This is a genomic window from Gardnerella sp. DNF00476 (assembly GCF_049262735.1).
Taxonomy (GTDB): domain Bacteria; phylum Actinomycetota; class Actinomycetes; order Actinomycetales; family Bifidobacteriaceae; genus Bifidobacterium; species Bifidobacterium vaginale.
In genome coordinates, this window is the sequence record NZ_CP058401.1 from 308,892 (window position 1) to 335,880 (window position 26,989).

Sequence of the window (26,989 nt, forward strand, 5' to 3'; positions counted from 1 at the left end):
TTCCAAACAACCTGTAGAATAGAGCAATTATGGCAGCATTTAGTTCGTTAACAGAAAGACTTTCTGGCGCATTCAAACACTTGCGCAGAAAAGGGAAATTATCCGACGCAGACATCGACGGCACGATTCGTGAAATTCGTCGTGCGCTTTTAGACGCAGACGTAGCTCTAGATGTTGTGCGATCGTTTACTGCTAAAATTCGCGAGCGCGCACTAGGCGAGGAAGTTTCTAGCGCACTGAATCCTGCTCAGCAAGTTGTGCGAATTGTAAACGACGAGCTTACAAACGTTTTGGGTTCAGGCGTTGATAGACCGCTGAATTTTGCAAAATATCCACCAACTGTAATCATGCTTGCTGGTTTGCAAGGCGCTGGTAAAACAACGCTCGCTGGAAAGTTGGGCTACTGGCTTAAGGATTCGGGTCATACGCCTTTGCTTGTTGCGGCGGATTTGCAACGTCCTAACGCTGTTACGCAGCTTGAGGTTGTTGCAGAGCGTGCAGGTGTGGCGATTTTTGCGCCAGAGCGAGGCGTGCAAAGTGACGGTGGTAGCGAAGTTGTTTCGGCTGGTTTAGCCACTGGAGACCCTGTTAAAGTTGCGCGAGATTCTATTGACTACGCGCGCGCAAAAATGTACGACACGGTTATTATCGATACCGCTGGTCGCCTTGGCGTGGACGATGCTCTTATGCAGCAGGCGCGCGAGATTCGCGATGCTGTTAATCCGCAAGAAATTCTGTTTGTTATAGACGCCATGATTGGTCAGGACGCTGTTCGTACGGCTCAAGCGTTTAACGAGGGCGTTGACTTTACGGGTGTTGTGCTTTCTAAGTTAGATGGCGATGCACGAGGCGGCGCTGCGCTATCTGTTGCAAGCGTTACAGGAAAGCCGATTTTGTTCGCTTCTACTGGCGAAGGTTTGAAGGATTTTGAGATTTTCCATCCAGATAGAATGGCTTCAAGAATCCTCGACATGGGCGATATTCTAACGCTTATTGAGAATGCGCAAAAACAGTTTGACGAGGAAGAGTCTAGAAAAGCTGCCGCTAAAATATCTGAAGGAACTTTTGGACTAGACGACTTTTTGGATCAGCTTCAGCAGGTTAAAAAGCTTGGTTCTATGAAGAAGATTCTTGGTATGATGCCTGGAATGGCAGCGCACAGACAGGAACTTGAGCAGTTTGATGACCGCGAGATAGACCGCACGGAAGCTATTATTCGTTCGATGACGCCTAAAGAGCGCAAAGACACCAAGATTATTGATGGTTCTAGGCGCGCGCGCATTGCAGCTGGCGCAGGCGTTCCAGTTTCTGCAGTGAATGCGCTTTTGCAACGCTTTGAGCAAGCAGCTAAAATGATGAAGCGCATGAGCAATGGCGGCGGCGCAGGAATGCCTGGAATGGGCGGAATGCCTGGGTTTGGCGGTCCTGGCGGAAAGTCTAAGCGTAAAGACAAGAAGAGCAAGAAGAAGGGCGGAAAGTCCGGTAATCCTATGCGTCGCGAGGCCGAGGAGCGCGCGCTTAGAGAACGCTTGTCTGGAAATTCTTCTGCAAATAGTGCAAATGATGACGCGAATGGCGAGTCTGCTTTTATGAAGAAGAAGCAGGACTTGCCTAATAATTTGCCAGAAAATCTTCAAAATCTTATGAGTGGCGAAGGTGACTTTGCTGACGAAATGCCTGATTTACCGCCTAATTTGGGCGGCGGACTCGCAGGTCTTTTCGGCAGATAATGCGAATAATACGAATAATCAGTAGATGATTTACGCTATTTTACTTGCGATTTTACTTGTTGCACTTGTTTTGCTTCTAGCTTGGCAGCTACTTAGGTGGCTGCCAGCTGGAGCGGATAGACTAAAGCCACTGCCATATGTTATTGCATTGCTTCCAATTGCGCCGTTTTGCGCTGCACTTGGGCAAGTCGCCAGCGCTGTGGCTGCAGTTGCAACACGATCGCAAAATGAATTTTATAAATCTTATTTATTTTTGTGCGTAGCATATGCGCTGTTATTCGTAATCTCTTTAAAATCGTATACGCCGTATTGGGCAGTAAGATTGCGGCGAATAAAACAGGAAAAATCGCCAGAATTATCACTAGAAAAATCGAGAGAAATCCGCGTTATGACGCTTAATTGCAGATATGGTCGCGCAAACGCAAGTCAAATAATAAAGTTAGCAAAAACGCATAAAATCGATACGATTCTTTTACAAGAAGTAAGCAAAAAACTTGTAAAAAACCTTGAAAAACTTGGGATTAAGCGCGATTTTCCACATGTGCAATTGGGAAGCGCGAACGGACATGAAAATGGCGGCTTTAACGCGATTTATACGCGACTAAGCAATGTTAAATCTTTTGGTAAGTCGATTAAGATTGATGCAGCAAACGTGCCAATTGTTACGTCGGTCACTTGCGACTCATCCGCGGAAAATCTTTTAATAACATTCGCTTCGGCGCATCCAAAGTCGCCTATGCGCGGATGTGCGGCTTGGAGCAGCGGAATAATGGCGCTTGCAAAAATCGGCGAAAATCACAATGAAAACAACGTCAAAAAAGTCAAAATAATCGGCGGAGACTTAAACTCTACTCCAGACCACCCAAGCTTTAGAGCGCTACTAAAATCAGGCTTTTTAGACGCATCAATGCAAATCGGCAAGCGACTAAAGACTTGGCCAACGTGGCAAAAATGGCCGAATCTTGCACTTGACCATGTGCTAGTAAAATCAACAGGATGCAACGCTATAGCCACAGAGCAACGCGCGATTCGCGTGGATGGAAGCGACCACTTTGCGTTAATCGTTTGCGTTTCAATCCACATCTAGTCACCGCCTTCTTCGCGCGAATAACTATGCTCTTTGCATACAATACCCCACTAAGTCAGGTAGAGATTCGAGATTTTTCGCAGCGAATGAAGCAAACCTCAGCATCTTTGATGGTGATTCGCTGAAGTAGCAAGAAAAATCGAGAATCTCGGTGTTTAAGCAATACGCAATTGCTCAAGCACGTAAGAGGGCTGGGTGATTCTTGGTCGAACAATATAAGAGCGGCAGCCGATACCAAATAATCCAAATGATCAACCACTACAAACAAACTTCAACCCAAAAAACGAAATCAAAGCCAAATCGGAACAACCGCAACTCTAGACTACACGTAATAGGCGGAGCGTTGTGAGACAAGAATTAGCCAGCCCTCATACAACAGTAAACAGAGAATGTCGCGCGCTACGCTCTAAGCGAAAAGGTAGGTCCTGTCGTTCGCACGGCCTAAGCGCGCGAACGTCCACGCAATCAGTCATAATAGAAAAGTTATTCGCGTGAATCGAAGCCCTCTTATCGACCACGCGAGGAACAGTGGAACTCGCAAGGAGTGCCCCACACCCGAGCGAAATTCTACGACTCTAGTTATAAGGAGAGCCATTTTGGCAACCAAGATTCGTCTTAAGAGATTGGGCAAGAAGTTCTACGCCTTCTATCGCGTTGTAATTTCTGATTCGCGCAACAAGCGTAACGGCAAGTCCATCGAAGAGATCGGCATCTACGATCCAAACAAGCAGCCATCTTTGATTCAGATTAAGTCTGACCGCGCACAGTACTGGCTTGGCGTTGGCGCACAGCCAACCGAACCAGTGTTGAAGCTGCTAAAGATTACTGGCGATTGGCAGAAGTTCAAGGGTCTTGAAGGTGCAGAAGGCACTTTGAAGACTTCCGAAGCTGGTCCAGACGCACAGGCTCGCGTTGAGGCTGTAGAAGCCGAAGCTCAGAAGCTTAAGGCTGCTAAGTCCGAAGCCGCTGCAAAGGCTCAGGCTGCTGCAGAAGCCGCTAAGAACGAAGCTGAAGAAGCTCCAGCAGCAGATGCTGAAGCCGAGGAAAAGGCTGAGTAATTATGCTGGCTCAAGCTGTGGAACATCTCATTAAAAACATCGTTGATTTTCCAGATGACGTGTCCGTGCGTTCTCACGAAAACGCTCGCGGCGAACTCTTGCGCGTGCGCGTAAATCCAGAAGACATCGGTAGAGTTATTGGAAGAAACGGTCGTACCGCTAATGCCATTCGCGTTGTTGTACAGGCTCTAAGCCGCCACAACGTTCGCGTAGACATTATGGACGTACGTAAGTGAGATTGAACGTGGCTAAAAACCAACTTTTTGACGACCCTCAGCAAGGTTCAAACAACCTACTGAGGGTTTGTCGTATTGGAAAAGCGCAAGGACTAAAAGGCGAAGTCACTGTCCAAATTTTTACCGACGAACCTTATGAGCGCTTTAAAGCAGGCAATGTGCTTTACACGCAAGACGGCGAGCGCGAGTTTACAATCGAGTCTGCGCGAACGTTTAAAAGCCGTTGGATTTTGCTTTTTGAACAAAGTCTAAATCGCAACGATGCAGAGGCCTTAAACGGCTTAGAGCTTTACACTAAGGCTCAAAGCGCGCAAGAGTTAGAGCAAGAAAATGCTTGGTATATTAAGGATTTGGTGGGTCTTAGCGCGCGCATTTGTGAGAATAATTCACTTGGAGTTGCGCCGCGTGAAATCGGCAAAGTCGTAGACGTTATTGATGGTGCTCAATCATTGCTTAAAATCCGACTTTCAACTCCTGTTGGCGATGATAAAACTGCGCTAGTGCCTTTCGTTCAAGCACTGGTTCCAGAAGTTAATCTTAAAGAAAAATATTTGACTTTAGATCCTCCAGGTGGATTAATCCCAGGAATCTAAAACACATGATTTAAGCTTAAAGGCTTTATAAAATGCAAATCGACATAATCTCCGTGTTCCCTGAATATTTTCGCATGCTAGATTTGAGCTTGCTTGGTAAAGCGCAAGATAATGGCTTGCTTAAAATCAACGCGTATAATCTTAGAAAATGGACGCATGACGTTCATCAATCTGTTGATGATACGCCAGTTGGTGGCGGCGCTGGAATGGTGATGAAGCCAGAAGTGTGGGCGGAATGCCTTGATGAGCTGCTTTATAATGGAGATGACGCCGATAATGACGATAACAAAGCCGATATTGGCGATAACGGCACAGTTCTAATCTTCCCAAACCCTTCTGCCCCACTGTTTTCGCAAAAAGACGCTACACAATTAGCAAGCGCAAAGCGACTTGTATTTGGGTGCGGACGCTACGAAGGCTATGACGCGCGAATCCCAGAATACTATAAATCGCGCGGAGTAGATGTGCGCGAATATTCGATTGGCGACTACGTTCTTAACGGCGGCGAAGTGGCTGTTAGCGTTATGGTAGAGGCCATTACGCGCTTGATTCCAGGCTTTATGGGTAACCCAGAGTCGATTGTTGAAGAGTCGTACACTGGCGCGGATGCGATTCTTGAGCATCACCAATACACTCGTCCCACAACTTGGCGCGATCTTAGCGTGCCTGCGATTCTTACTTCGGGCGACCACGCTAAAGTGGATCGCTTCCGCAGAGATGATGCACTAGCGCGCACGAGCCAGATTAGACCAGATTTGATTGAGAAACTTGATTGCAAGTCGCTTAGTAAGCAGGATAGAAAAACTCTGATTAGCCTTGGGTGGGAGGTTTCTGGCGATTCGCCAAAGCGCGCCAACCTGTAAAATTTAGCTGCGCTAGCGCGATTTCTTACTTGATGTTGCGTGAGGGCTGGCTAATTCTTGTCTCACAACGCTCCGCCTCTTGCGTGTAGTCTAGAGTTGCGGTTGTTCCGTTTTGGCTTTGATTTTGTTTTTGGGTTGAGGTTTGTTTGTAGTGGTGGCTCATTGGATTATTTGGTATCGGCGCCGCTCTTATATTGTTCGACCAAGAATCACCCAGCCCTCTTACATGCTTGAACAATTGCGTATCACTTAATCACCGAGATTCTCGATTTTTCTTGCTCTCTCGGCGAGTCACCACCTTCGGTGCTGAGGCTCGCCTCGATAGCGGCGAAAAATCTCGAATCTCTACCGCACTTGGTCACGCTCTAAACGCGAATAAAGGTCAATTAGTAGATTGAATGAACATAACAGCAGTTTCGCCATAGTTGCGCGTGTCGAAAATCTCCCACCCAGCACAAATCTTAGGCGCAACACTGCGCGCGCTACGCTCTAAAACAATAAGCGTGTCAGCTGCGGCACTTACAACGCCCTTACTGACCATATTCTCAATCAAAAGCTCAACTTGCTCTGTCTCTAATGCGTACGGTGGATCCACAAACACCAAATCGAACGCTTCACCGCTGTAGTCTTGTACGAACTGCTCTGCGCGTCTTTTATTTACGCGAGTGCTTAAATCTTCACTCCACGCGCCTTGACTTTGTAGTACTTTAACAGTTTTTGTTATTAACGCCGCCGCAGCTGCGTTCGCTTCTACGCACACGAGTTCTTTTGCGCCCCTAGAAATCGCTTCTACGCCTAACGCCGCTGTGCCAGCGAATAAGTCGAGTACTCGAGCACCATCGCATACTCCCCATGAGTCGAGCCTAGAAAAAATCGCCTCTTTTGTGCGATCTGTTGTTGGTCTTGTACATGACTTTGCAGCGCATAATGGCGTGCCTTTAAATCTTCCTGCAATTACGTGCATGTTTTAAGCATATCATTTTAAATTATTTAGACTTGTGTCGAATTTTGTTATTGATATACTTGGAACGGTCATTTGTTTATTTATATAAACAAATGTTGCTTAGCACTGGTTTCTGACGATTTATCCCAAACTACGCTAAACAATGAAGTTTGCTAAAAAGCCTAAGCATAAAATATATAAATCCCAACTACAACTGACATATAATTAAACAACTAAGGAGCTAAAATGACCACAATCATTCTAGATTGCGATCCAGGCCATGACGACGCTATGGCTATTCTTCTAGCGCTTGGCAATCCAAACATTGATTTGCTTGGTGTAACAACAGTCGGCGGAAATCAAAGCCTAGAAAAAGTGACTTACAATGCGCGAGCAACTCTAGAAATGGCACATGCTACAAATATCCCTGTGCACGCAGGCTGCGACCGCCCAATGATCCGCCCTCTAGAAGTTGCTGCTGCTGTTCACGGAGAAACTGGCCTGGATGGAGTGACTTTGCCAGAGCCGACTCGTCCTTTAGATGAGGGACACGCAGTAAACTGGATTATTGACACAATAATGAGTCATGAGCCAGGCACGATCACACTTGTACCAACTGGACCTCTTACAAACATAGCTATGGCAGTTCGCTTAGAGCCACGAATCGTTAGCCGAGTTAAGGAAGTCGTTCTCATGGGCGGCGGCTATCACGTTGGCAATTGGAGCGCAGTTGCAGAGTTTAACATTAAGGTAGATCCTGAAGCCGCTCACGTTGTGTTTAATGAAGATTGGCCTATTACAATGGTTGGTCTTGATTTAACTCATCAGGCACTTTGCACTCCAGAAGTACAAGCTAGGATTGACGCTATCGGTACGCCTCTTTCTGCTTTTGCAAGCGGATTGATGGACTTCTTCCGTAAGGCATACAAGAACAACCAAGACTTTATCGACCCACCAGTTCATGATCCTTGCACGGTTGCATATTTGATAGATCACAGCGTTGTACAAACTCGTAGATGCCCTGTAGACGTTGAGATTAAGGGAGATTTGACGCTTGGCATGACGGTGGCAGATTTGCGTGGACCAGAGCCATCGGCTGACAAGTGCCATACTCAAGTGGCAACTAAACTCGACTTTAACAAGTTCTGGGATTTGATTATTGACGCTTTAAAAGAATTGAAATAATTGAGGTAATTGAAAATAGAGGTTAATTATGACTGAGGTTTCATCTAAAAAACCATCTATGTTGGATAAGGGTGGACGATCAATCGTAGCGCTTATGGTAGCGCTGCTTGTGGCGATTTTCGCATTCCAGCTTAACGCATCTATGCTTTCTCCAGCTCTAGCAACAATGACTCGAGAGCTTAAAACAACGGATTCTCAAATCGCCTTAACGCAAACAGTATTCTTTACTGCAGCAGCATTATTCTCGCTGTTCTTGCCGCGTTTAGCTGATCTTGTTGGACGAAAAAAGGTTCTTACTGGGATTTTAATCTCCACTATTTTGGGTTGTGCAGTGAGTGCTATTGCGCCAAACGTAACAGTTCTTATGATTGGAAGAATCCTTCAAGGAGCAAGCGGACCTGTTGTACCAATGTGCTTGATTATGCTTCGCGTGCGCGTTAGCGAAGAAAAACGCTACGCAAAGCTAATGGCAATTCTAACTTCTGTGAACGGCGGTATTGCAGGCGTTGATGCGCTTCTTGGCGGCTGGCTTGCAGGAAACTTTGGCTTTAGATCCGTATTCTGGACTATGGCAGCCATTGGTATAATCGCTGTTCTTTTGGTTGCTTTCTATGCTGAAGAATCCCATGCTCAAGATACTCCAAAGATGGATTGGGTTGGAGTTGTAACCCTTGGCATAGCATTCCTAGCAGCATATCTTGCTATCAACGAGATTGGTAAACTTGCTGGCGCGAATTTGAGTCTTGTAGCAGGTCTTGTGGTTCTTGCAGCAGTATTCTTTGTAGTGTTCTGGAACGTAGAGGGCAAAAACTCTGCTCCTCTTGTTTCTACAAAATATATGAGTCAACGCCGCACTTGGGGCTTGCTTTCTTGCACACTTCTTACTATGACTGGCGTATTTGCAATTATGAACGGCGTTGTTCCACAGCTAGCTCAAGATGCTAAGGCTGGCGCTGGAATGGGTGCGGACATCGTAAGCTTCGCAACTCTTACCCCTTACGCAATCATCGGCTTCGTGTTTGGACCTGTTGCGGGTATGCTTGCTGCAAAGTTCGGGTATCGTCTGGTGCTGCGTGCTGGAATTCTTGTGAGCGTTCTTGGCGTGGTATTTGGAATCTATGTTGCAGCCTCGCCTTCTGTTTGGGCGCTTGTAGTGCTTTCTTTGTGGCTTGGTATCAGCTATGCTGGCGTTGCAAACATTATGCTTAACGGTCTTGGAATTGTGCTTTCGCCAAAGGATAATCCTGGATATTTGCCTGGAATGAATGCTGGCGCGTTTAATCTTGGTGCAGGCTTGAGCTTTGCGATTCTTTACGCTGTTATGACTAATTTTGTACAATCTGCTGGAGCATCAGCTGGATATATTGCTTCGATGGTTGCTGGAATCGTGCTACTTGCTTTGGCGTTTGCATGCTCGTTCTTGATTCCTAAGCCAGAAGATTGCGAGTGATTCACTAATCTAATTCATTCGTTTTCATTCTTTTAATAATTGCCTGAGAATGTTGCAGAAATCATATTTTGCGCACCATTCTCAGGCTAATTTTTTGCTCAACACCAAAGGTAGAGATTCGGCACTCACACGCGCTCGTGAATGTTTTCCATTCTCTCCATTACAAGCTCTGGAGTCATCGACTCGTGCACAGCTTCTACTGACTCCGTGTTAAGAGCTGCGGCGGCTACAGCGAATCGCCCTGTCTTCGTGTTATCAAAATGATTATACCTAGCATAGATCAACGCCGCTGTAGCAGCATCGCTTGAACCATTGTCGTTGCCAACCGCGCGCACGCCTTCTCCACCGTTTCCGTGCGCAACAATCATTCTTTGTACACGTTTTAGCGGTACGGGATAGAACGCTACTCCCTCGTCCGCTACGCCATACGCTACTCCCTCGCGCCCCGAGTTAACAAACACATGCCCAACTCCGCGTTTTAGCAATACTTTAGCGCATCTTACTGCAGATTTTTCGTCTACCGCACAAATGCCTGTTAACGCCTGCGATTCGGCTGTGTCTAATATGAGTGTGTCTATGCAGTGTAGTCTGGAAAGTATTCGTGGAGCTTTTGCATCGGTTATTGCGCGCACCATTATTGGTCTGTGATAGTTGTCGCACACCCATTCGAAGGATTTTTGTGAAATGTTGGTATCTAGTGCAACTATGTCTGCGTTTTCTATTATCGATATTCTTTCGCGCAAGAAGTCTGGTGTCATGTAATCGTAGATGCTCATGTCGTCTAGTGCTAAAAGCCTTTGCCCCGATGCGTCTCCTACATACATGTATGATGCTGTCATTGCATCTGGTAGCTGCTTTGAGTATCCTATTTCTAATCCGTTTACAGACGCGTCGACTTTGAATAATTCTCCGTTGTGGTCGCCGCCGTACACGGATACTAGGCTTACTCGTGTGTTCATTCTTTCTAGTGCCACGGCTATGTTTCGTCCGACTCCGCCTAGCGCGTATCGTACTTTTGCAGCGTTTGAAGTGTAGTCCATTAGGTCTCCGCACGCGATTCCCAGCACGTCCATGCTTATTCCGCCTATTACTGTTACGTAGCTAGGTGGTGTGACTATGTATCCTTTTCCTCTAAGGTATCCTTTGCGAATAAGATTGGAAATGTGTGCAGCTACGCCTGATCTTGTTATTCCTGCTAGGTCTGCAAGTTCTTGCTGACTAATCATAGGGTTCTGTTGAATCCACGATAGAATTTGTTGTTCGCGCTCAGTCATCTTTGCCTCATCTCTCGCGATTTTACCTTTCTATATATCTAGGATATTCAAAAATTGTTTTTTTCGCACGTTTATTGTGAAAATATATATTATTTTTTTATTATATTTTTTTATTTGGCGTTTATTTTTTTATTTGGCGCCTGGGTGCTTAATCGTTATCAGCCGCTTTTAATAGTGCTTTTAGCCTATTAAAAGCGATTTTTGTACAAAACTACTTGGGCAATTTGTGTTTCATGAATCTGATTTCATTAATCTAATTGCTTAGTATTGCTGTGCTGCTACCTTGTGTAAAGTCTAAAACTGCTCCAGCGGTTTGTGGATGTTCTAGTAGGGTCGGGTCGTGTTCTAGTAGCGTGTTTGCGTCCTCTCTTGCTTCTGCAATGATTTTTGCGTCTTTTACTACTCTTAATAGTTTTAGACTGGATTTTCCACCTGACTGACTGTCTCCTAGAACGTCTCCAACGTTTCTTAATTCTAGGTCTTTTTGGGCTATTATGGCGCCGTCTAACGAGTTTTCTACTACTTGTAAACGTTCAGCTGCTAACTGGTTGTTTGGTGCGTTTGACACTAGGAAAGCCCAGGATTGTGTGCCTGAACGTCCCACTCGTCCTCTGAGCTGGTGTAGTTGTGCTAGTCCAAAGCGGTCTGCGTCGAAAATCACTATACAACTTGCTTTTGCTACGTCTACTCCGACTTCTATAACCGTTGTGGAAACTAGGATTTGTATTTGTCCACTGTCGAATTTGTGCATTATTTCGCGTTTTTCTTCGTCGCTTGTACGACCTGTTAGTTGTGCGAATTCTACGCCTTTGAATTGTGGTAGGTTTTGTAAGCGTTTTGATATTTGTAAAACTGTGTGGACTTCTCGCTGAGCGATTTGTGTATTTTGTGTATTTTGTGAATTTAGAGTGTATGAGTCTTGGTTTTCTTGGTAAATCGCATCAGCATTATTGTAAGTATTATCGTTGTTTTCTTCACTGTCTTCACTGTCTATTCGAGCACATACAACATATGCTCGCTCTCCTGCATCGATTCTAGAGCGAATGTGGTAGAACATGGATGCCATCTTGTGCGAGTCTTCTTCGTTTATTACAAAAGTGCGGATTGGTTTGCGTCCGCCTGGAAGCTCTGTTAAATAGGATGCGTCTAGGTCTCCAAACCATGTCATTGCTGCGGATCGCGGTATTGGTGTGGCTGTCATGACTAACAAGTGTGGAACCGCGTTTCCGCTTATCTTGCGTAATAGCGTGTCTCGTTGTTCTACGCCAAATCTGTGCTGTTCGTCGATTATCACCAGCGCTAGGTTTGTTGGTTTAAAGCTTGCGGAGAAAGCTGCGTGTGTTGCCACAATAATCGCTGGCTCTCCACTTGCTACTTTTGCTAGTGCACTTCGTCTGCTGGCTAGCTTCATTCCGCCTGTTATGAGCGTTATTTCAACGTTTATCCCTGCACGCTCAATCATCTGTTGTAGGTTTGTGGCGTGCTGTGATGCTAATACTTGTGTTGGGGCTATTAGTACCGCTTGGTGTCCTGATCCTACGGCTTGTAGCATTGCGCTCATTGCTACTATTGTTTTTCCAGAGCCGACTTCTCCTTGCAAAAGACGACGCATTGGTTTTAATAACGATTCGCTGGTTGCTTGCGATTCGCCTTGCATATCTGCTGTTATTTCGCTAATAACGTTTTTTTGTCCTTCTGTTAGCTCGAATGGTAGGCTTTCTTCAAAGTGTTTTCTTAGCTCGCTGTTTTCGCACGTGTATGCCTTATTTTCCCCTGATTTTTTGCGTGATTGCAAAACTGCTATTTGTGATATGAATGCTTCTTCGTAGCGCATTGTGTGTATTGCGTTTTCAAAGTCGTTTTTGTTTTGTGGATTGTGGATTGATTCGAATGCTGCCGCGCGGTGCATTAGGTTTTTACTGTTTTTGACGAATTGTGGCAGAACGTCTGGCAAAACATCTGAAAGAACATTTGTATCGGGAATATTAGGATTGCCAGAATCGCAAGTCTTAAAAAGTCGCAATAATCCTAAAATCGTCTCGTGAATATGTTCACTAGATATTCTCGAATTTGCGTGGTAAATCGGTTGTGGGGCGCAAAGTTTTTCAATCCCATCTTCTACACTTTGCACAGAAAAATCATCGCTGCTTTGCACGCGCGCATCATCATTATGCGCAGAATCATCGCTTTCAGCACTCTTTGCTCGAACAGTTAGAATCTGCGGATGTGTAAACTGTAGTCTCCCATTGAACTCGCCGCTTGTGCCTCCTACAACAACGGTTTGTCCTACTGCAATTCTGCCACTAACCCATTGCACGTATTGTCTGTTCTTTGAAAAATACACAATCTGTGCTTGTGCCGCATCTTGCGCTACGTTTACTTCTAGCCGATATCCTCGTCGCGCTGCCATTTGCACTATGTTTATAGATTGTATTGTCGCTGAGAACGCCACTTCTTGACCTGGCAAAATTTGGCTTAAATGCGCGCGTTTTAGCGGATTTGTGACTCTAAACGGGTAGTATGTTAGCGCGTCTTTTACTGTGATTACGCCTAGCGATTTTAGAGCAGACGCGCGTCTCTTGTTGCTTACGATTGACGATATTGCTGTGTTTAGTGTTATGCGTGCTGCCATACTTCGATTATAATCGTTGCGCTACGATTTAAGCGAAAAATAGGGAAACAAAAAAGCCCCGAGCACTGCTCAGGGCCTTACATCTAACACGCGATTCACGCCTCAACGCGCTGAACCTTGCCTGCCTTAATGCATTTTACGCACACACGAAGGCGAACATTTTCGCCATCAATGGTGGTGCGAACCGGCTGAAGGTTCGGGCGGAAGGTGCGCTTATTGCGGATGTGCGAATGTGAAACGCTGAAACCGGTTTGCGGTCCCTTGCCACATACTGCGCAACGAGCTGCCATAATTGGACTCCTATTTTCTTTGACTTGCAAGTCTTGCGTCGCTCACCCACGCAAACCGCCCACGCGACTAACCGACGCTAAATCGCATAAACAAATAAGCATGCTTGAACGCACAACTACACAAGTATATCACTACGCCCGACATTAAATCACACAGGGCTTATCATCAATCAAAATCCGCGAATTTTCGCGCAAATCCTCAATATTCTTGCATCCAAGCAACGCCATAATCACACGAATCTGCGCCTTCCAAGACTCAATTTGCTCAACAAGCGCATCTTCTCCTTCGTTAATAAGCGTGTGCAAAAACTCGCCAGCAACTCCAACAGCGCTTGCACCAAGCCGCAATGAGCGCACAACATCAAGAGGTGTACGCACTCCTCCGCTTGCAAACACTTGCATTCGCGCACTATTGCAAGAATCCGATGAATCGCGCGGCTCGCACAAAATCTCATCGCATTGCGCTATGTCTAGCAACGATTCGACAGTTGTAAGCCCCCAGGAGTCGAGGAACTCGTAGTCGCTTTTACGCCCACGCCTTGCGTTTTCAATCGCAACAAAATTCGTGCCTCCGCGTCCGCCAACGTCCACCGCACGCACGCCCACATTTTTCAACCGCAGCACATCATGAGCGCTCATTCCACATCCAGTCTCTTTAACAACAACTGGCACTTTCATTGAATCAAGCTCGCGCGCAATGGCCTCAATATTGTTAAGCCACGCACTAAAATCGCGGTCTCCTTCGCTCATCACAAGCTCTTGTGCCGCGTTTAGGTGGATTTGCAACGCGTTTGCTTGCAAAATTTCTACAGCTTTAATCGCCTGCTCAGCGCTCACTCCTGCGCTTACATTCGCCATTACAAATCCATGCGGATTAAAGCGTCGAATCACGCTAAAAGTCCCTGCAAGCCGCGGATTTTTAAGCGCTGCGCTTAGCGAGCCAGAAGCCATTGCTAAGCCAGTTTTTGCAGCTACCCTCGCTAGCGACTCGTTTATATTTTCGCCTTTTTTGCTTCCGCCCGTCATTGCGTTAATATACAGCGGAGTATCCCATTTTGTGGTTTCGTCAAACACGCTCACACTTGTATCTACATCGCTTAATGCCAATTGCGGCAGCGCGTTTTGAATAAACCGCACGTGTTCAAAACCAGATTCCGCGTGCGCATTGTATTGTTCGCACGCGAGTTTTATGTGATCGTCTTTGCGCTGTTCAATAAGCGAGAGGTCGCCGCTTTCATCAAATTCTGCGACTTTCAGATTAAGCGCCTCAATACCGCTGTTTTGCCATTCTTCTTCAATGCGAGCAAACACAGCATCAAAATCTTCCGCGCGCGCAATTGCGATTCCGCAATCTCCTCCGCCTGCTCCACTTGTTTTGGACGGCAATCCTGCACCATTGGCAACTTCTATTAGCCGCGTGAGTTTTGGCGTTTCGATTAATGTTCCCGTGATTTCGCCAAGATCTTTTAGCAGCGCACGATTTCGCGCAAATCCGCTTAATAACGCGTCTATGCGCCCATTTTCTAGCGCATTTGCGATTTTTTGCACGCATTTTTCGCTTTGTACGCAAAAATCTTCGTATGTTTTAGCGTAAGTCTTAGCGCTTGTTTTAGAAGGATTGTGCGCGGTTAAATCGCCAGCCTTCACTCCAGCTTTTACACTTCCAACAAGTTCTGCACTGCTGGCAGGATTCCCCGTCCACCCAACTAAGAGTCGCAAGCCTGCGCCTACTTTTAATCGTTTTACTTCAAATCGCGGCCATTTTTTTCTAAGCAGCTTGTGTAGGCTTGAGTCTCCACTTTCAATCATTTCTATTTCTGCTTCAAGCCATTCGCGATTGTACGCGCGGTACATTACCCATCCGCCGTATGCGCTTGCTGCCACGTCTCCGCCGCTTCCTGACTTTTTTACTAGCGACGATGCAATTATGGCTAGCTTGCACAATTCTGGCGTTGTAAGCGTTAATCCGTACCATTTGCACAGCGCTCGCACAGCCGCCACCGTTACGGCTGCAGATGATCCAAGCCCGTATTTTTTGCCTGTTTTTTTATCGTCTAAATCACTTTCTATTTGTAGATTGTATAGGTTTATGGCTGGATTTCCTTCATCTAGTAAAACGTTTTTTACTTCTTTTGTTTCGCGCGCAAAATCGTCTACTATTTGCATTGCGGAAAATACGTATGAATAGATTTTTTTTAATTTTTTTATTTGAGAATCTTGGTTTTGTTCATCGCTGGTTGCTGGCGACTTTTCCGCTGGCAAGTCGCAAGCATCCGTTGAGTCTTTTGCGCTCATATTTATATCTTCTACATCTTTTTCGTCTAAAATAAATTCCCTGCCGAAGATTCCACGCTTCCAATAAAGAGGCTTATAGTTTTTAGACTCACTCGTGATTTTTCCGTAAAATGTTGGTAAATCTAGTTTTTTAAGATTATTTTTTTCGGATTCGTTTTTATTAAAGTCGCAGCTGTGATACGTTTTTCCATGACTATCACGTATTAGTAGGTTGTCATCGTCAACTGTAACTTTTACATAACGATTCACAGCTGCTACGATTGCAGCGCATCCATCTACAACAGCGTATTCGCCTGCTATGTAAAGTTTTCCAGGCGCTAAAGCTTGCTCATTAGTCATGATTCTCTCCGTATGCTAACGCCACTTCCTGGGCGCGCAATAACAAACTGCGGATTGGATTGCGCAAAGCTGCTAAATGACGGCGATTCCTGCGACTCGCGCAAACGCTTAATCTCACTCAACACGCGCAAACTCAACTCGTTTTTAACTCGCAAAACTTGCTCCGCGCTAGTTAAAACTTTAACATTCGGACCAGCATCCATTGTAGCCCAAACTGGAAATCCGCTTTCATCGCGCATTTTTCGCACAACGTTAAGCACAACATGCGTTTCATCTGTTAAATAGTTTACGCTTTCAGCAGCCGCGCGCATTGCGTCATGCATTCCTAAAGCGTTTCTCTCCGACACTTCTCCCAATGCTTGAATATCACAATTTTTGATAGCTGATAACGCCGTATTTAGGTCTTTTTTGCAGTTTTTGATCCAGTCTGCGTAGATTGGTGATGTTTCTACTGTGCGTCGCATTGCTTCACGGCTTGAAATCTTCTTTTTACTAGAGTTTAAAATAACAGTTACCATTGCGAGTTGAAGCTCTTCTGGTGTTTCGATTGGCTCTGCGTAAGACGTTTCGTCGCTTGTGCCAGCGTTCCATAATACTAATCCGCCGTAAATCGACCTGCATGCTGATCCAGATCCTTTGCGAGCTAGAATCGATAAGTTGCGTGGGCTTAGGTTTAATCCTGCGGCGTATGATGCTGCAGACGCAAGTGCCGCAAAACCAGATGCGCTAGAAGCTAATCCTGCGGCTGTTGGAACTGTGTTTACGCTTACGACTTGCGCTTTGCTCTTAATTCCAGCCATTTTTCGCACAATATCTAGCATTTTTACTATTCGTGCACGCTCTGAACTTTGGAGTAAATCGCCTGTAAAATTTACTCCGTTTAAGCAAATCGAGTCTGCCTCTAGGCAATCATCAAATCGTACTTTTGTTGTTGTGGAAAATCCGTCTAAAGTCAGAGATAATGAGGAAGTATATGGCAAAATCAGAGTTTCATCTCGTTTCCCCCAATATTTGATTAGCGCAATATTTGCGTTTGCTGTAGCTGTAAAAGCGGCTCCGTGATTACTGTTATTAAACGAATCAATATCATCAAGCACATTAAACGCTATTTTTGGCTCAATTTCAACGTTTTCCACGCGTATCCTTTCTTAAGTCTCTAGTCTTTAAAGCGTTTTTAAAGCATACTAACGAATTAGTTATGATTATTGTCCGATTTCTACAATCCACGTTCTAGCTGCTCCAGCGTTTTTAAGCGCTATGCTTACTTTAGACGCATCCTCCTGACTTTGCGCAATAGCTATAATGCATCCACCTCCGCCTCCGCCTGTAAGCTTTGCTCCTAGAGCACCATTTTCGCAAGCATTTTTAACTAGAGCGTCTAAAAATGGCGTACTTATACCTAATTCCGCAAGAATTTTGTGAGCACGAGTCATGCTCAATCCAATATTTTGTATATTACCAAACTCTAAATCATTCTCTGCGTTAAGAGCGATTTGACCAAGCTCTTGCAAAAGTGCATTTACGATTTTCGGCTGGCTATCGCGTTTTTTGCGTAATGCTTCTACTGTTACTTTTGTTGTTCCTTTGAATCCCGAATCAGCTAGCACAATCCAAGCGCGTATTGTTGGGCTTATGCTCATTCGGCTAAATTTGCCATCCAAGAAGCGAACTGGCTGCTGCAGCATCGCACTGGTTGCTGTGGCGTCTAATCCAGATGCTTTCCCGTGCGCAACGCGTTCTGCGTCTTGCGTAATCTCGAATAGTTTTTCATCGCTGGCATTAATACTGTAGTAGTCGAGTATTGCGCGGATCACTGCTCCTGCCGCTGCCGCCGAAGACCCCAATCCTCGCTCTGGCGGAAAATCGCAAGCGGTTTCTATTTGCAATGCTTCGCCCTGCCAATTGGCGAAACGTAATGCCTCTTGTATTGCGGTTTTAATCGACGCGAATCGCGCAGGTGCGCTTCGTAAAAGACCATCAAATCCTAATGCTTTAAATGTTATGAGGTTTTGCATCTGGCAGCTAAGGTCTTCTGCTGAATCGCATAATTCTGCTCTTTTACCTTCGTCTGCGCTTGTGTTTGTGTCGTTGAATGCTCGTGCACTTGTTACTGTTGCGTGCATCTTAAGATTTTGCAATGGAAGCGCTACTGCGCTGTAGCCATAAACAACCGAGTGTTCGCCAAAAAGAATCACTTTTGCGCAAGTTGTGCCTCTGCCAACGCGATTTTTTGCGCGCGCAACCACGAGCATACTATTGAACTCGTTATTGCGCTCTTTATCACGCTCATTCTTGTGTGCATTCTTGCTCTCGCACGGATTGGATGCGTGGCGATTCGCTAAAGTGTTGCACTCAGTCACTAATCCTCCTTTGCGACACATATGGCTTACTTGTTGGCACTGCTTAATTGATGCGCGTTTAAGCTTATTTGCCCAACTTTTATAATCTAGTCGCTAAAGCGATTAAACACCACGATTTGCGCTATACGCACACAACACATTCACATTTCCCGAATTTGCGCGACGACCTGCCTGAGTGCTTAAAGCGTAGCGCGCGAAGGCAATTCGGAGCGCAAGTGCGGTAGAGATTCGAGATTTTTCGCCGCGAGCGAGACGTTTCGTTCGCTCGGTCTAAGCGCGCGAACGTCTTCGCCGCGCAGAAGCAGTGCTTCTGCTTTGAGCGGCTCGGCGAATCGAAGTGCATTCGCGCGCTACGCTTTAAGCGCTCATGCAAGTCGATTCGCAGTCCTCCGATGGTGACTCGCCGAGAGAGCAAGAAAAATCGAGAATCTCAGTGATAAAAACCACGCAAAAGTCTTAGATCAGAAGGTTTGATGTATTTCTATACGAGCAATAAAAGAGGAGCGTAGCGACGGGACTTGCGAGGAGAGAAATACTCAAACCTCGCACAATACCAAGTAAGGAATAATACGCAACACCAAACAATTAATGGCTTGAAGAGATTATCTCCAAGCCATTAATTCACATTACTCCAATCGTAGCAGCATCACACACTACTACAGATTAAACTAACGAGCCGAATGCTTCCTACGCTTAGACGCAGCACCAACCACTCCGAGCCCAGCAAACACCGCAGCCAAAGCAGCAAACACCGAGGAACTAGCGCCAGTATTAACACCACTCACGTCACCACGCTTAAGACTCACTCCAGCAGAGTTACGCGCCGCAAACATTCCCGCACGCAAAGCTGCACGCGCAGCACGCAAACGAGCCAAAGCAGAATCAACCTGCCCCTGAGTAGCATTCGCGTCCGCCAACACTGAACGAGCATGATTCAAAGCTGCATTAAACTCACTCACCAAGTTAGAATCAGCCACTACGCCACTAGCATTAGCCGAAACATCACCAAGAGCTTGATCAACCTCAGCCTGCAAAGCACTCTTATCAACAACATTATTAACACTAGTATTATTCGAATCATTAACACCAACACCAGTATTGTCACCAACACCACTGCCACTATTAATAAGTCTGTTATAAGCATCAATCAACTTTTGCTTAGCATCACGAAGCCTACGAAGAGCCTGATTAACCTGATCCTGTGTAGCATTAGGATCCTTAAGCACACTATCCGCATCATTCAACGCCTGCTGATACTCTGCCAAATCAGCAGCCTTACCAATAATGAACGGAATCGACTTACGGAAATCAGGATCATTGCCAGCCTCAGTATTCAAATCAGACTTATCGGTCTTATGAGAATCAGCAAGCTTCTGCTTAGCATCCTGGAGCTTCTTCAAAGCCTCATCAACCTGCTTCTGCGTAGCATTCTTATCACCGAGAACCTTGTTAGCTTCATCGAGCGCCTGCTTGTAAGCATCAGCCTCTGGGCTTCCTGCAGCATTCTGATACTCAGGAGACTGAGTGAAATCAGAATCCTTACCAGCCTCAGTGTCCAAATCAGACTTATTAGTCTTGTAACCATCCGAAAGCTTAGACTTAGCGTCTTGGAGCTTCTTCAAAGCATCATCAACCTGCTTCTGCGTAGCATTCTTATCGCCAAGAACCTTGTTAGCTTCATCGAGCGCTTTCTTGTAGTCTTCAAGAGCTTGCTTAGACGCGTCATCACCCTTAGCTTGAGCATTCTGATACTCAGGTGTCTTAGTAAAGTCAGAATCCTTACCAGCCTCAGACTTCAGCTCCTCTTTCTTAGTTGCATAGTCTTTTTCTATCTTCGACTTAGCTTCTTGAAGTTTTTGGAGTGCATCGTCAAGTTCTTTTTGAGTTGGAGCCTTAGTCATACCCTGAGGCAACTGGTCTTTTACTTTGCCTGTTGTACGGTCGAAAGCATCAAGAAGTTTCTTGGCTGTCTCAAGAGCTGTCTTGTAGGCCGCCATGTCGGCATTATCTGACTTGCCGTCTTCACCCTTCTTAGCATCGGCGTTCTTAAACTCTGGAGTATTCTCGAACAAGCCATCGCGCGTATCGTCGTCACCGTTCTTAGACTTATCTACCTCATCTTGAAGGTCTTTAGGGCTTGTTACGTAGTTCTTAAGAATCTTATCCTTAATATCCTTAAGATTCTTAAGAGCATCGTCAACTTCTTTTTGAGTTGGTATTTGCTTATCAGCTGGAATATCGGCCTTTGGATTACCGTCTTCACCGAACAAGTCAAGAAGATCATTGGCTTTCTTTAAGGCATCTTTATACGCTGATACATCAGCATTATCAGATGTACCATCAGTGCCCTTCTTAGCATCAGCGTTCTTGTACTCAGTAGAGTTTTCGAACTTATCTTTGTCTTCCTTTGCTCCGCCGTCTTCCTTAAGCTCTTTTGTTTCTTTCTTAAGAGCGTCGACTTTGGTCTTGAAGGCATCTTTGATAGCGTTCTTGGCTTCTTGCAAAGCCTTAAGATCCTCATCTACCTGTGATTGCGTTGGCTTCTTATCTGGATCAGCATTCGAATCTGGGTTATTCACCTGCGCGATAAGATCCTGCGCAGCCTTGAGCTTCTTGTTGTAATCTTCTAGCTTCTTGGTGGCAGAGTCTGCACTATCTTTATCAGTTTCCGTTTTCGCTTTTTCAAGAGCATTCTTGTACGGAATCGACTCTTCAAACTTAGGTGTTACAAGCTTGCCATCTTGATCTTTATCATCAACTTCGTTAGAGAGCGGAGTTACGTTAGTCTTGTATCTTTCAGCAATCGTCTTCTGAGCCTTCTTAAGCTGCTTTACTAACGCATCAACCTCGCGCTGCGTAAGCTTGCTTGTATACTCAAGTTGCTTTGCGATCTTAGCAATCTGACCTTCAAAACCAGTTTGATTAGTAACATCGCCCAGATCCTTACCAGCCTGCTCATGCTTTGCGTTATTGTTGTCATTCTTTATTGCAATAGCGTTCTTGTATTCAGGAGTCTTCTTGAATACATCTTCTGCATATTCTTTGGCTTGCTTAAGCTTATCTACGTCTGTCTTATAGCCGTTGGTAATAGCTTTCTTAGCTTGCTTCAAAGCATCGAGTGCATCGTTAATCTGCTTTTGCGTTGGACGTTCGCTGTTCTTTGTATTTGGATCTGTCGAAGTGGCAGACTTTACAAGATCACGAGCCTTCTTGAGGGCTTCCTTGTATGCCTTAACATCCGCATTGTCGTTGGTGCCGTCCTTCTTATCGTAAGCGTTCTTGAACTCTGGAGAGTCCTCAAACTGACCAGCGGTTGGAGTAGTTGCAGTATCTGCCTGAGACTTCTCAGCTTCAGCGCTCAAAGCATCTGTATTAGTCTTATACTTCTCGATCTCAGTACGAGCATCGTCGAGAGCCTTAAGGGCGTCATCGATTTCTTTTTGAGTTGGCTGAGCATCCAAAGGCGTTTTACTCTCAGGATCTGCTTTCTTCATCAAATCCTGAGCTTTTGCCAAAGCCTTGTCATAATACTTCTTAGCTTTCTTAGCTTCATCATTCTTCTTGGTATCAGGCTTACCATCAGTAGTTAAGAAGTGAGGATCATCGGCGTTGCGATACGCGTCGGAGGTAACAGTGCCTTCCTTTGCAGAAGGAAGTTCTTCTGTAGAGCCGTGCTTGTCAACACTATCTTTGAGCGCTTTAACATCAGTCTTGTACTCGCCGAGAGCCTTGCGGGCATCATCAAGCTTCTTCTTTGCTGCGTTTACCTGCGCTTGCGTAGCTGTTGAATCATTCAGCAAATCCTTAGCTTCGTTAAGAGCTTGACCATAATAATTGGCAGCGTTACGCGCAGCAGCATTCTTAGCAGCATCAGCATTACCGTCATCGCCTAAATACCGGTGCACAGACGCGTTCTTAAACGCTGGGCTTGGATGAGTGGTTGCATCCTCATTAATCGACTTAATCAAGTCGTCGGTCTTAGTCGCAAACTTATCCAATTCCTTCTTAGCAGAATTTAATTCATCAAGAATAGCAGTAACGTCTCTGTTGAGCGGATGACCCTTTGCGTGCGACTGAATGCCATCAAGATAATTATTAGACGTTACATCTCCAGTTGCAGACGGTACTTTATCAGTCGAGATCTCAATGCCTTGCGCATCCTTATCCTTAGGCATCTTTGCATCAAAGGCTTTTTGCAACTTCTTAAGCGCATCGTCATACGCCTTCTTTGCCTTCTTAGCAGCCTCACTTGCATCATCAGCAGAAGTATTTTGATACGCAGGACTTGCCTTTACAGCCAAGCTCTGAAGCAATGCAGCCGAAATCTTACTCGTATCGGTGGCGTAGCTATCAATTACCGTGCGAGCCTTTTCAAGCGCAGCCTTTGCCTCGTTAATCTCATTTTGCGTTGGCTTCTTGGCCACATCAGTTTCCTTAAGCTTTGCACTTAACACCTTAGCCTTCTGATACGCATCGTTATACGCCTTAAAGTCCTTAGCAGCCTGAGAATTTGCGCCATCCTTTTGAGCCTGATCAAACGCATTGAAGTATGCAGTCATAAGATAACCGCTTACATTATCTGCGATTGCCTTTGTAAGGTCGTTGCCGTCAGACTTGTAACCCTCGTGCAGCGTATTTTCAGCATCTTCAAGCTTTTGTTTAGCTTCGTTAACTTGTGCTTGCGTAGCCTTATCGTTCATAAGAATAGTGCGAGCATTAGTTAACGCATCATCATAATTATTGATAGCGGTTGTAGCATTTCGCTTTTCTTGATCATCACCATTGCTCTTCTTATTAAGCGCATTCTTATAGAATGTACTCTGCTTGCTAGGATCAGACGAGTCAGGATTGTCAAAACTACGCTTTTCCGCTGCGGCAAGCTTAGACTTATCCGTAGCATTAGCATCTAGCTTTTCCTTAGCTTCCTTAAGCTTCTTGATAGCCTCGTTGACTTCCTTCTGGGAAGCGTTTGGATCCTTCGCCAAGTGGACTGCGGTCTCTAACGCATTATCATATGCCTCACGCTCATCTTGACTTGAGTTTTTATATGTTGGATCAGCTTTCTCCAATTTCTGATCAACAGTAAGGGTATTTAGAGTATCATTCGTATACTCGTACACATGACCATTATTGGCAATCGCGGCATTCAACTCATTTTTATTGGTAGTGAAGTCGTTAAGCTTGTCGCGCGCAGCATCAAGTTTTGCCTTGGCGTCATCAACAGCCTTTTGAGTGGCGTTGGCGTCATCCTTTAGCTTCTTAGCTTCAGCAAGTGCGTCATCGTAAGCTGTTTTAGCTGCTTTAGCGGCTTTGTTTCTTTCAGTGTCTGTAGTGCCATCTGCCGTCTTAAAGTCAGGGTCGCTTACGTTCTTGAACTGGCTTGTTGCCTGAGTTCCAGACGCAGGAGTCTGATTCTCAGCAGCCTTGCCGTTAGCTTCAATTGAGGTTTCCAAACCATCCTTGTTGGTAGCGTCACCATCAAGAGCTTCACGCGCCTTATCCAGCTGAATCGTTGCGTTATCAATGCGCGCTTTAAGCGCTTCAGTCAGCTTGGCATCTTCTGTTGTACCAGCAGCCTTCAATGCCTCATTAGCTTCCTTCAACGCATTATCATATGCATTCTTCTTAGAATCAGAAGCATTGTAGTACTTAGAATCAGTAGGCGTTTTCTTGCCATCATTCGTCACCGCATGCTCGCCAATCGACTTCTGCAAATCACTCTTCTTGTGATTCGTCTGCGGCACGAAGATAAAGTTAATAGCCTTAGGAGTGTTATTCGCGTTCTTTCCATCTGGGAACGCATACAAGTACTGGTAGTACCCCATATCATATGGAGCAACAAACAGACGCGCTCTATAAATCTTGCCGTCTTTAGAAGCAACTTCTACAGGCTGCGCATCATCATCCCACTTATATTTGTCGGTCTTTGCTAGCACATTACCCATATCCACATCGGTGCCTGCAATCTGAGGGTCGCCATTCCAATATGGGCCACTCATAATACCAAGCGTAAGCTCGCCAGTTGGCTGGTCATCTTTAAGCACGTAATGCATGTAGGATTTTTGAGGCTTGCCGCTACCTTCGCTGTCAAGTGATTCGCCGCCAGTAAGCGTGCGCAAACCAACGTTTGGATCCTTCGGAGTAGCTTTGAGTAACTTTATAACGTCGCCAGACTTAAACACGGCAGCCTTGGTTGGATCGTAGCGGTAAATGATTGTCTTATGGTCTTCACTCCACGAGAGACCTTCGTCAGACTCACGATTAGCAATCTTCTTATTAGATTCTTCCCACGAAACGGTGTAATCCTTGCGAATATTAACAAGTTTTGTAAGCTTGCCTGTTTTTACATCAGACTTAAACTCAGCAACTGCTTTATCGGTCTTGATTTTAACGGTAATAGCGTTTTCCGCCATACCGTTCGAAATTCCATCATTGGCGCGACCAGATGCAGTAATATTGCCCGTAATATACTCAAGAGAAATCTGCTTTTCATAATCGGCTTCAGTCAAGCCTAGTTCTGTATTGCTCTTGTTAGCATCATAAATCGACTTCTTAATGCGCGCAATTTCAGCATCAGAGTAGCCAATCGGGTTGTAAACAAATGTTGCTTGGTCGCCAGTCGGAATATTAACATCAGCCTCTGCAATCTTCTTCAACACAAGGTCGCGCAGAGCAATCTTTGGCGCGTCTTTAGACTCCACGCCGTCGAAGTTAATTACAGCATTACCAGCATTGTCAAATGTAATTTTATCTGGAGATACTCCATTAATCCTGGCAAGCTTCTTTGCAATTTCATTCTTTACATCTTCGGATACATTGGATGTGTCGTCCACAATCGGCTTTTCGATACGCGTATCGTAGCGCGCAACCGTAAGCGCTAGCGCCTCAGACTTGTAGCCCAAATCAGAGATGAGGTATGTATTGAGTGTTTGAGCGCCAGTTTTATAGGTGGTTACTGCAGCGCCTTTTTCAGAGGTTACCGTGTTAATTGTAGTTAATTTACTATCGTCATACGCCTGTTTATCGGTAATAACCACCTTTTTATAAGGGTCATCAGGCGTCTGAACAAATTTATCATTCGCTCCAGTGCGGCTACCAACACCCTTAGATGTACTTTCAGTTTTAATTTGCTCACGAATTGATTTCTTACCAGTGGCCTCGGTAGGAGCATCCAGAGCCTGTTTAAGCCTTGCACGAATTTGTTCGTCAGTAAGCTGCTCATCATACTTTAGAACAATCGAACCAGCATTTTTAGGCGGAACAAGTGTTGTTGCACGCACAATATTCGTTTTGTACAGCAGAACTTCTTTACCGTCATTACCTTTTCCGTACACGTAAATACAACGGTTGGCAGCATACTTTTCTGCACTATTAAGATTGCCATCTCTATACAACTTAGTCATGGTAAGCGTGGCTGTGCCATCTGCATTTACCTTAAAATTGTATGTACCGGAATATGATTGATGCGGGTCACCAGCATCTGGAGCCGAATAATACTCAAGAAATCCCATTGACGTGTTAGTAATAGAATTAATATCAGACGGGAAAATAGCTATATTGGTAATAGTTCTACCGTCTTCTGGCTTTGCAAACTTAAAGGTTACTTCTTGATTCTGGCCATTTTCAACATAAACATTGTCAGACTTGCCCCATGCGTACATGTTAGGCAGTGTGTCTTTTTTATCTTGTGAAAGTTCGATTGTGCTGTTAGATTGTGATTGAGGCGCTCGTGCAGGGGTCGTTGCGCGATCTGTGACAACAGTACTATCATCAGGTTGCTTATTTGCATCTAGCGAACGCCTTGCACGCTTCTTTGCACCAGATTCTGAAGGAGTGCTATTTTCTGCAGTATTCTGTTTCACATCTTTGTTATCTACAGACCTATTATAAGTCTTAGCATCCCCTCCCTCAGTGCCCACAACCTTCTGCTCAGCATTATTATCAAGCTCAGTAACATCAGAATTAGCGCCTTCAGCATTTACTACAGTCTGCTCAGTAGGTTTAATCTGCTCAGTCGGTTCTTTCTTAGGTTCTTTCTTCTTATTTTGCTCCTTCACTTCACTATTAGGAGTCTCATACTTAGAAGACTCATTCTTCTTACCAATTACACTCTGCTCTTTTGCAGGATCATTCGTATTAACAGGCGCAGAAGTATTCGCCTCCACAGCCATTGCAGGAGTTGATCCAAAAGCAATAGCAGCACCAGCAATCACGCCAGCAGCTCCAGCGGAAAGAGCGGCCACTTTGCGGATATCAACAGCCTTTGCAACACCTTTGTTGACTGCAGAATCCAATGCATTCTTTGCAATCTTATTGGCGTGCTTACCGGATTTTGTAGTCATTTTCATCTTCTTTCCATTAGAAAAATAGTCAAAAATTTTGAATGCTCTAAACCTATGAGCGACAAAAAGTCATAAGCTCTAAAAAGTAGTTATCTAATTTTCAATAGTGTGCAACTATAAAGGAGTAGCAGTCGTTGATTAGTCATTGTAACATCTAAAGAATATTTTTAATACTTAATAAACAAATGTTTACGGCAATTAGGGGCGCATACCCCCCCCCCCCCAAGCCTTTTATTTTAAGGGTTTTTGCGAGATAATTTTTTCAAAGATTCTTGCGATTCTGGCGAGTCGACCGCCATTTTTAGCTCACTC

The 26,989-nt window shown here is 45.2% G+C and carries 16 protein-coding genes; 8 read left to right on the forward strand and 8 right to left on the reverse strand.

Going from position 1 to position 26,989, the window contains the following annotated elements:
- The first annotated feature begins 29 nt into the window (after positions 1-29).
- The 6 genes from ffh to trmD all read left to right on the forward strand — a co-directional run bounded on the left by ffh (position 30) and on the right by trmD (position 5,567).
- A complete protein-coding gene (gene ffh, locus HXT25_RS01295) occupies positions 30-1,730 on the forward strand; it encodes a signal recognition particle protein (protein WP_004117337.1) in 1,701 nt (566 codons plus the stop codon).
- 25 nt (positions 1,731-1,755) lie between these two features.
- Entirely contained in the window at positions 1,756-2,817 is a 1,062-nt protein-coding gene (locus HXT25_RS01300; RefSeq protein WP_422118604.1) for an endonuclease/exonuclease/phosphatase family protein, read from the forward strand.
- A 596-nt stretch (positions 2,818-3,413) separates the two neighbouring features.
- The gene (gene rpsP, locus HXT25_RS01305; RefSeq protein ID WP_004113466.1) at positions 3,414-3,875 is read left to right on the forward strand and encodes a 30S ribosomal protein S16; all 462 of its coding nucleotides are present in this window, start codon (positions 3,414-3,416) and stop codon (positions 3,873-3,875) included.
- Between the two features lie 2 nt (positions 3,876-3,877).
- Positions 3,878-4,111, forward strand: coding sequence for an RNA-binding protein (locus HXT25_RS01310; protein WP_004113470.1), 234 nt, complete (start codon positions 3,878-3,880; stop codon positions 4,109-4,111).
- Positions 4,112-4,119: 8 nt separating this feature from the next.
- Positions 4,120-4,704, forward strand: coding sequence for a ribosome maturation factor RimM (gene rimM / locus HXT25_RS01315; RefSeq protein ID WP_004114567.1), 585 nt, complete (start codon positions 4,120-4,122; stop codon positions 4,702-4,704).
- A 32-nt stretch (positions 4,705-4,736) separates the two neighbouring features.
- Positions 4,737-5,567 (forward strand): tRNA (guanosine(37)-N1)-methyltransferase TrmD, encoded by an 831-nt coding sequence (gene trmD / locus HXT25_RS01320; RefSeq protein WP_285060435.1) that lies wholly within the window; start codon positions 4,737-4,739, stop codon positions 5,565-5,567.
- Between the two features lie 382 nt (positions 5,568-5,949).
- Here the strand turns inward: trmD and HXT25_RS01325 are convergent, their stop codons facing one another.
- Positions 5,950-6,531: an RsmD family RNA methyltransferase gene (locus tag HXT25_RS01325; RefSeq protein WP_285067889.1), complete on the reverse strand. Its 582-nt coding sequence runs from the start codon at positions 6,529-6,531 to the stop codon at positions 5,950-5,952.
- A gap of 225 nt (positions 6,532-6,756) precedes the next feature.
- Between HXT25_RS01325 and HXT25_RS01330 the strand changes: the two genes are divergently transcribed.
- Together HXT25_RS01330 and HXT25_RS01335 are read left to right on the forward strand one after the other, a co-directional pair.
- On the forward strand, positions 6,757-7,695 hold the full coding sequence (locus HXT25_RS01330) for a nucleoside hydrolase (RefSeq protein ID WP_004113476.1): 939 nt from the start codon (positions 6,757-6,759) through the stop codon (positions 7,693-7,695).
- A gap of 28 nt (positions 7,696-7,723) precedes the next feature.
- Positions 7,724-9,145 carry an MFS transporter gene (locus tag HXT25_RS01335; RefSeq protein WP_004113477.1) on the forward strand — a complete coding sequence of 474 codons (1,422 nt, stop codon included), beginning with the start codon at positions 7,724-7,726 and terminating at the stop codon, positions 9,143-9,145.
- A 125-nt stretch (positions 9,146-9,270) separates the two neighbouring features.
- On the opposite strand, the gene HXT25_RS01340 is transcribed toward HXT25_RS01335, so the two are convergent.
- The 7 genes from HXT25_RS01340 to HXT25_RS01370 form a co-directional block, all read right to left on the reverse strand.
- Positions 9,271-10,419: a PfkB family carbohydrate kinase gene (locus tag HXT25_RS01340; RefSeq protein ID WP_004113479.1), complete on the reverse strand. Its 1,149-nt coding sequence runs from the start codon at positions 10,417-10,419 to the stop codon at positions 9,271-9,273.
- A gap of 253 nt (positions 10,420-10,672) precedes the next feature.
- The gene (locus tag HXT25_RS01345) at positions 10,673-13,051 is read right to left on the reverse strand and encodes an ATP-dependent DNA helicase RecG (RefSeq protein ID WP_246979664.1); all 2,379 of its coding nucleotides are present in this window, start codon (positions 13,049-13,051) and stop codon (positions 10,673-10,675) included.
- 95 nt (positions 13,052-13,146) lie between these two features.
- Complete coding sequence (rpmB, locus tag HXT25_RS01350; protein WP_004105392.1) at positions 13,147-13,341, reverse strand: 50S ribosomal protein L28; 195 nt, start codon at positions 13,339-13,341, stop codon at positions 13,147-13,149.
- 144 nt (positions 13,342-13,485) lie between these two features.
- The gene (fni, locus tag HXT25_RS01355; RefSeq protein WP_285068711.1) at positions 13,486-15,975 is read right to left on the reverse strand and encodes a type 2 isopentenyl-diphosphate Delta-isomerase; all 2,490 of its coding nucleotides are present in this window, start codon (positions 15,973-15,975) and stop codon (positions 13,486-13,488) included.
- The gene (gene mvaD, locus HXT25_RS01360; RefSeq protein ID WP_004117317.1) at positions 15,972-17,111 is read right to left on the reverse strand and encodes a diphosphomevalonate decarboxylase; all 1,140 of its coding nucleotides are present in this window, start codon (positions 17,109-17,111) and stop codon (positions 15,972-15,974) included. Before mvaD ends, fni begins: the two co-directional genes overlap by 4 nt.
- 66 nt (positions 17,112-17,177) lie before the next feature.
- Positions 17,178-18,335, reverse strand: coding sequence for a mevalonate kinase (gene mvk, locus HXT25_RS01365; protein ID WP_174142905.1), 1,158 nt, complete (start codon positions 18,333-18,335; stop codon positions 17,178-17,180).
- 668 nt (positions 18,336-19,003) lie between these two features.
- The gene (locus HXT25_RS01370) at positions 19,004-26,677 is read right to left on the reverse strand and encodes a peptidase (RefSeq protein ID WP_422118605.1); all 7,674 of its coding nucleotides are present in this window, start codon (positions 26,675-26,677) and stop codon (positions 19,004-19,006) included.
- Between the last annotated feature and the right edge of the window lie 312 nt (positions 26,678-26,989).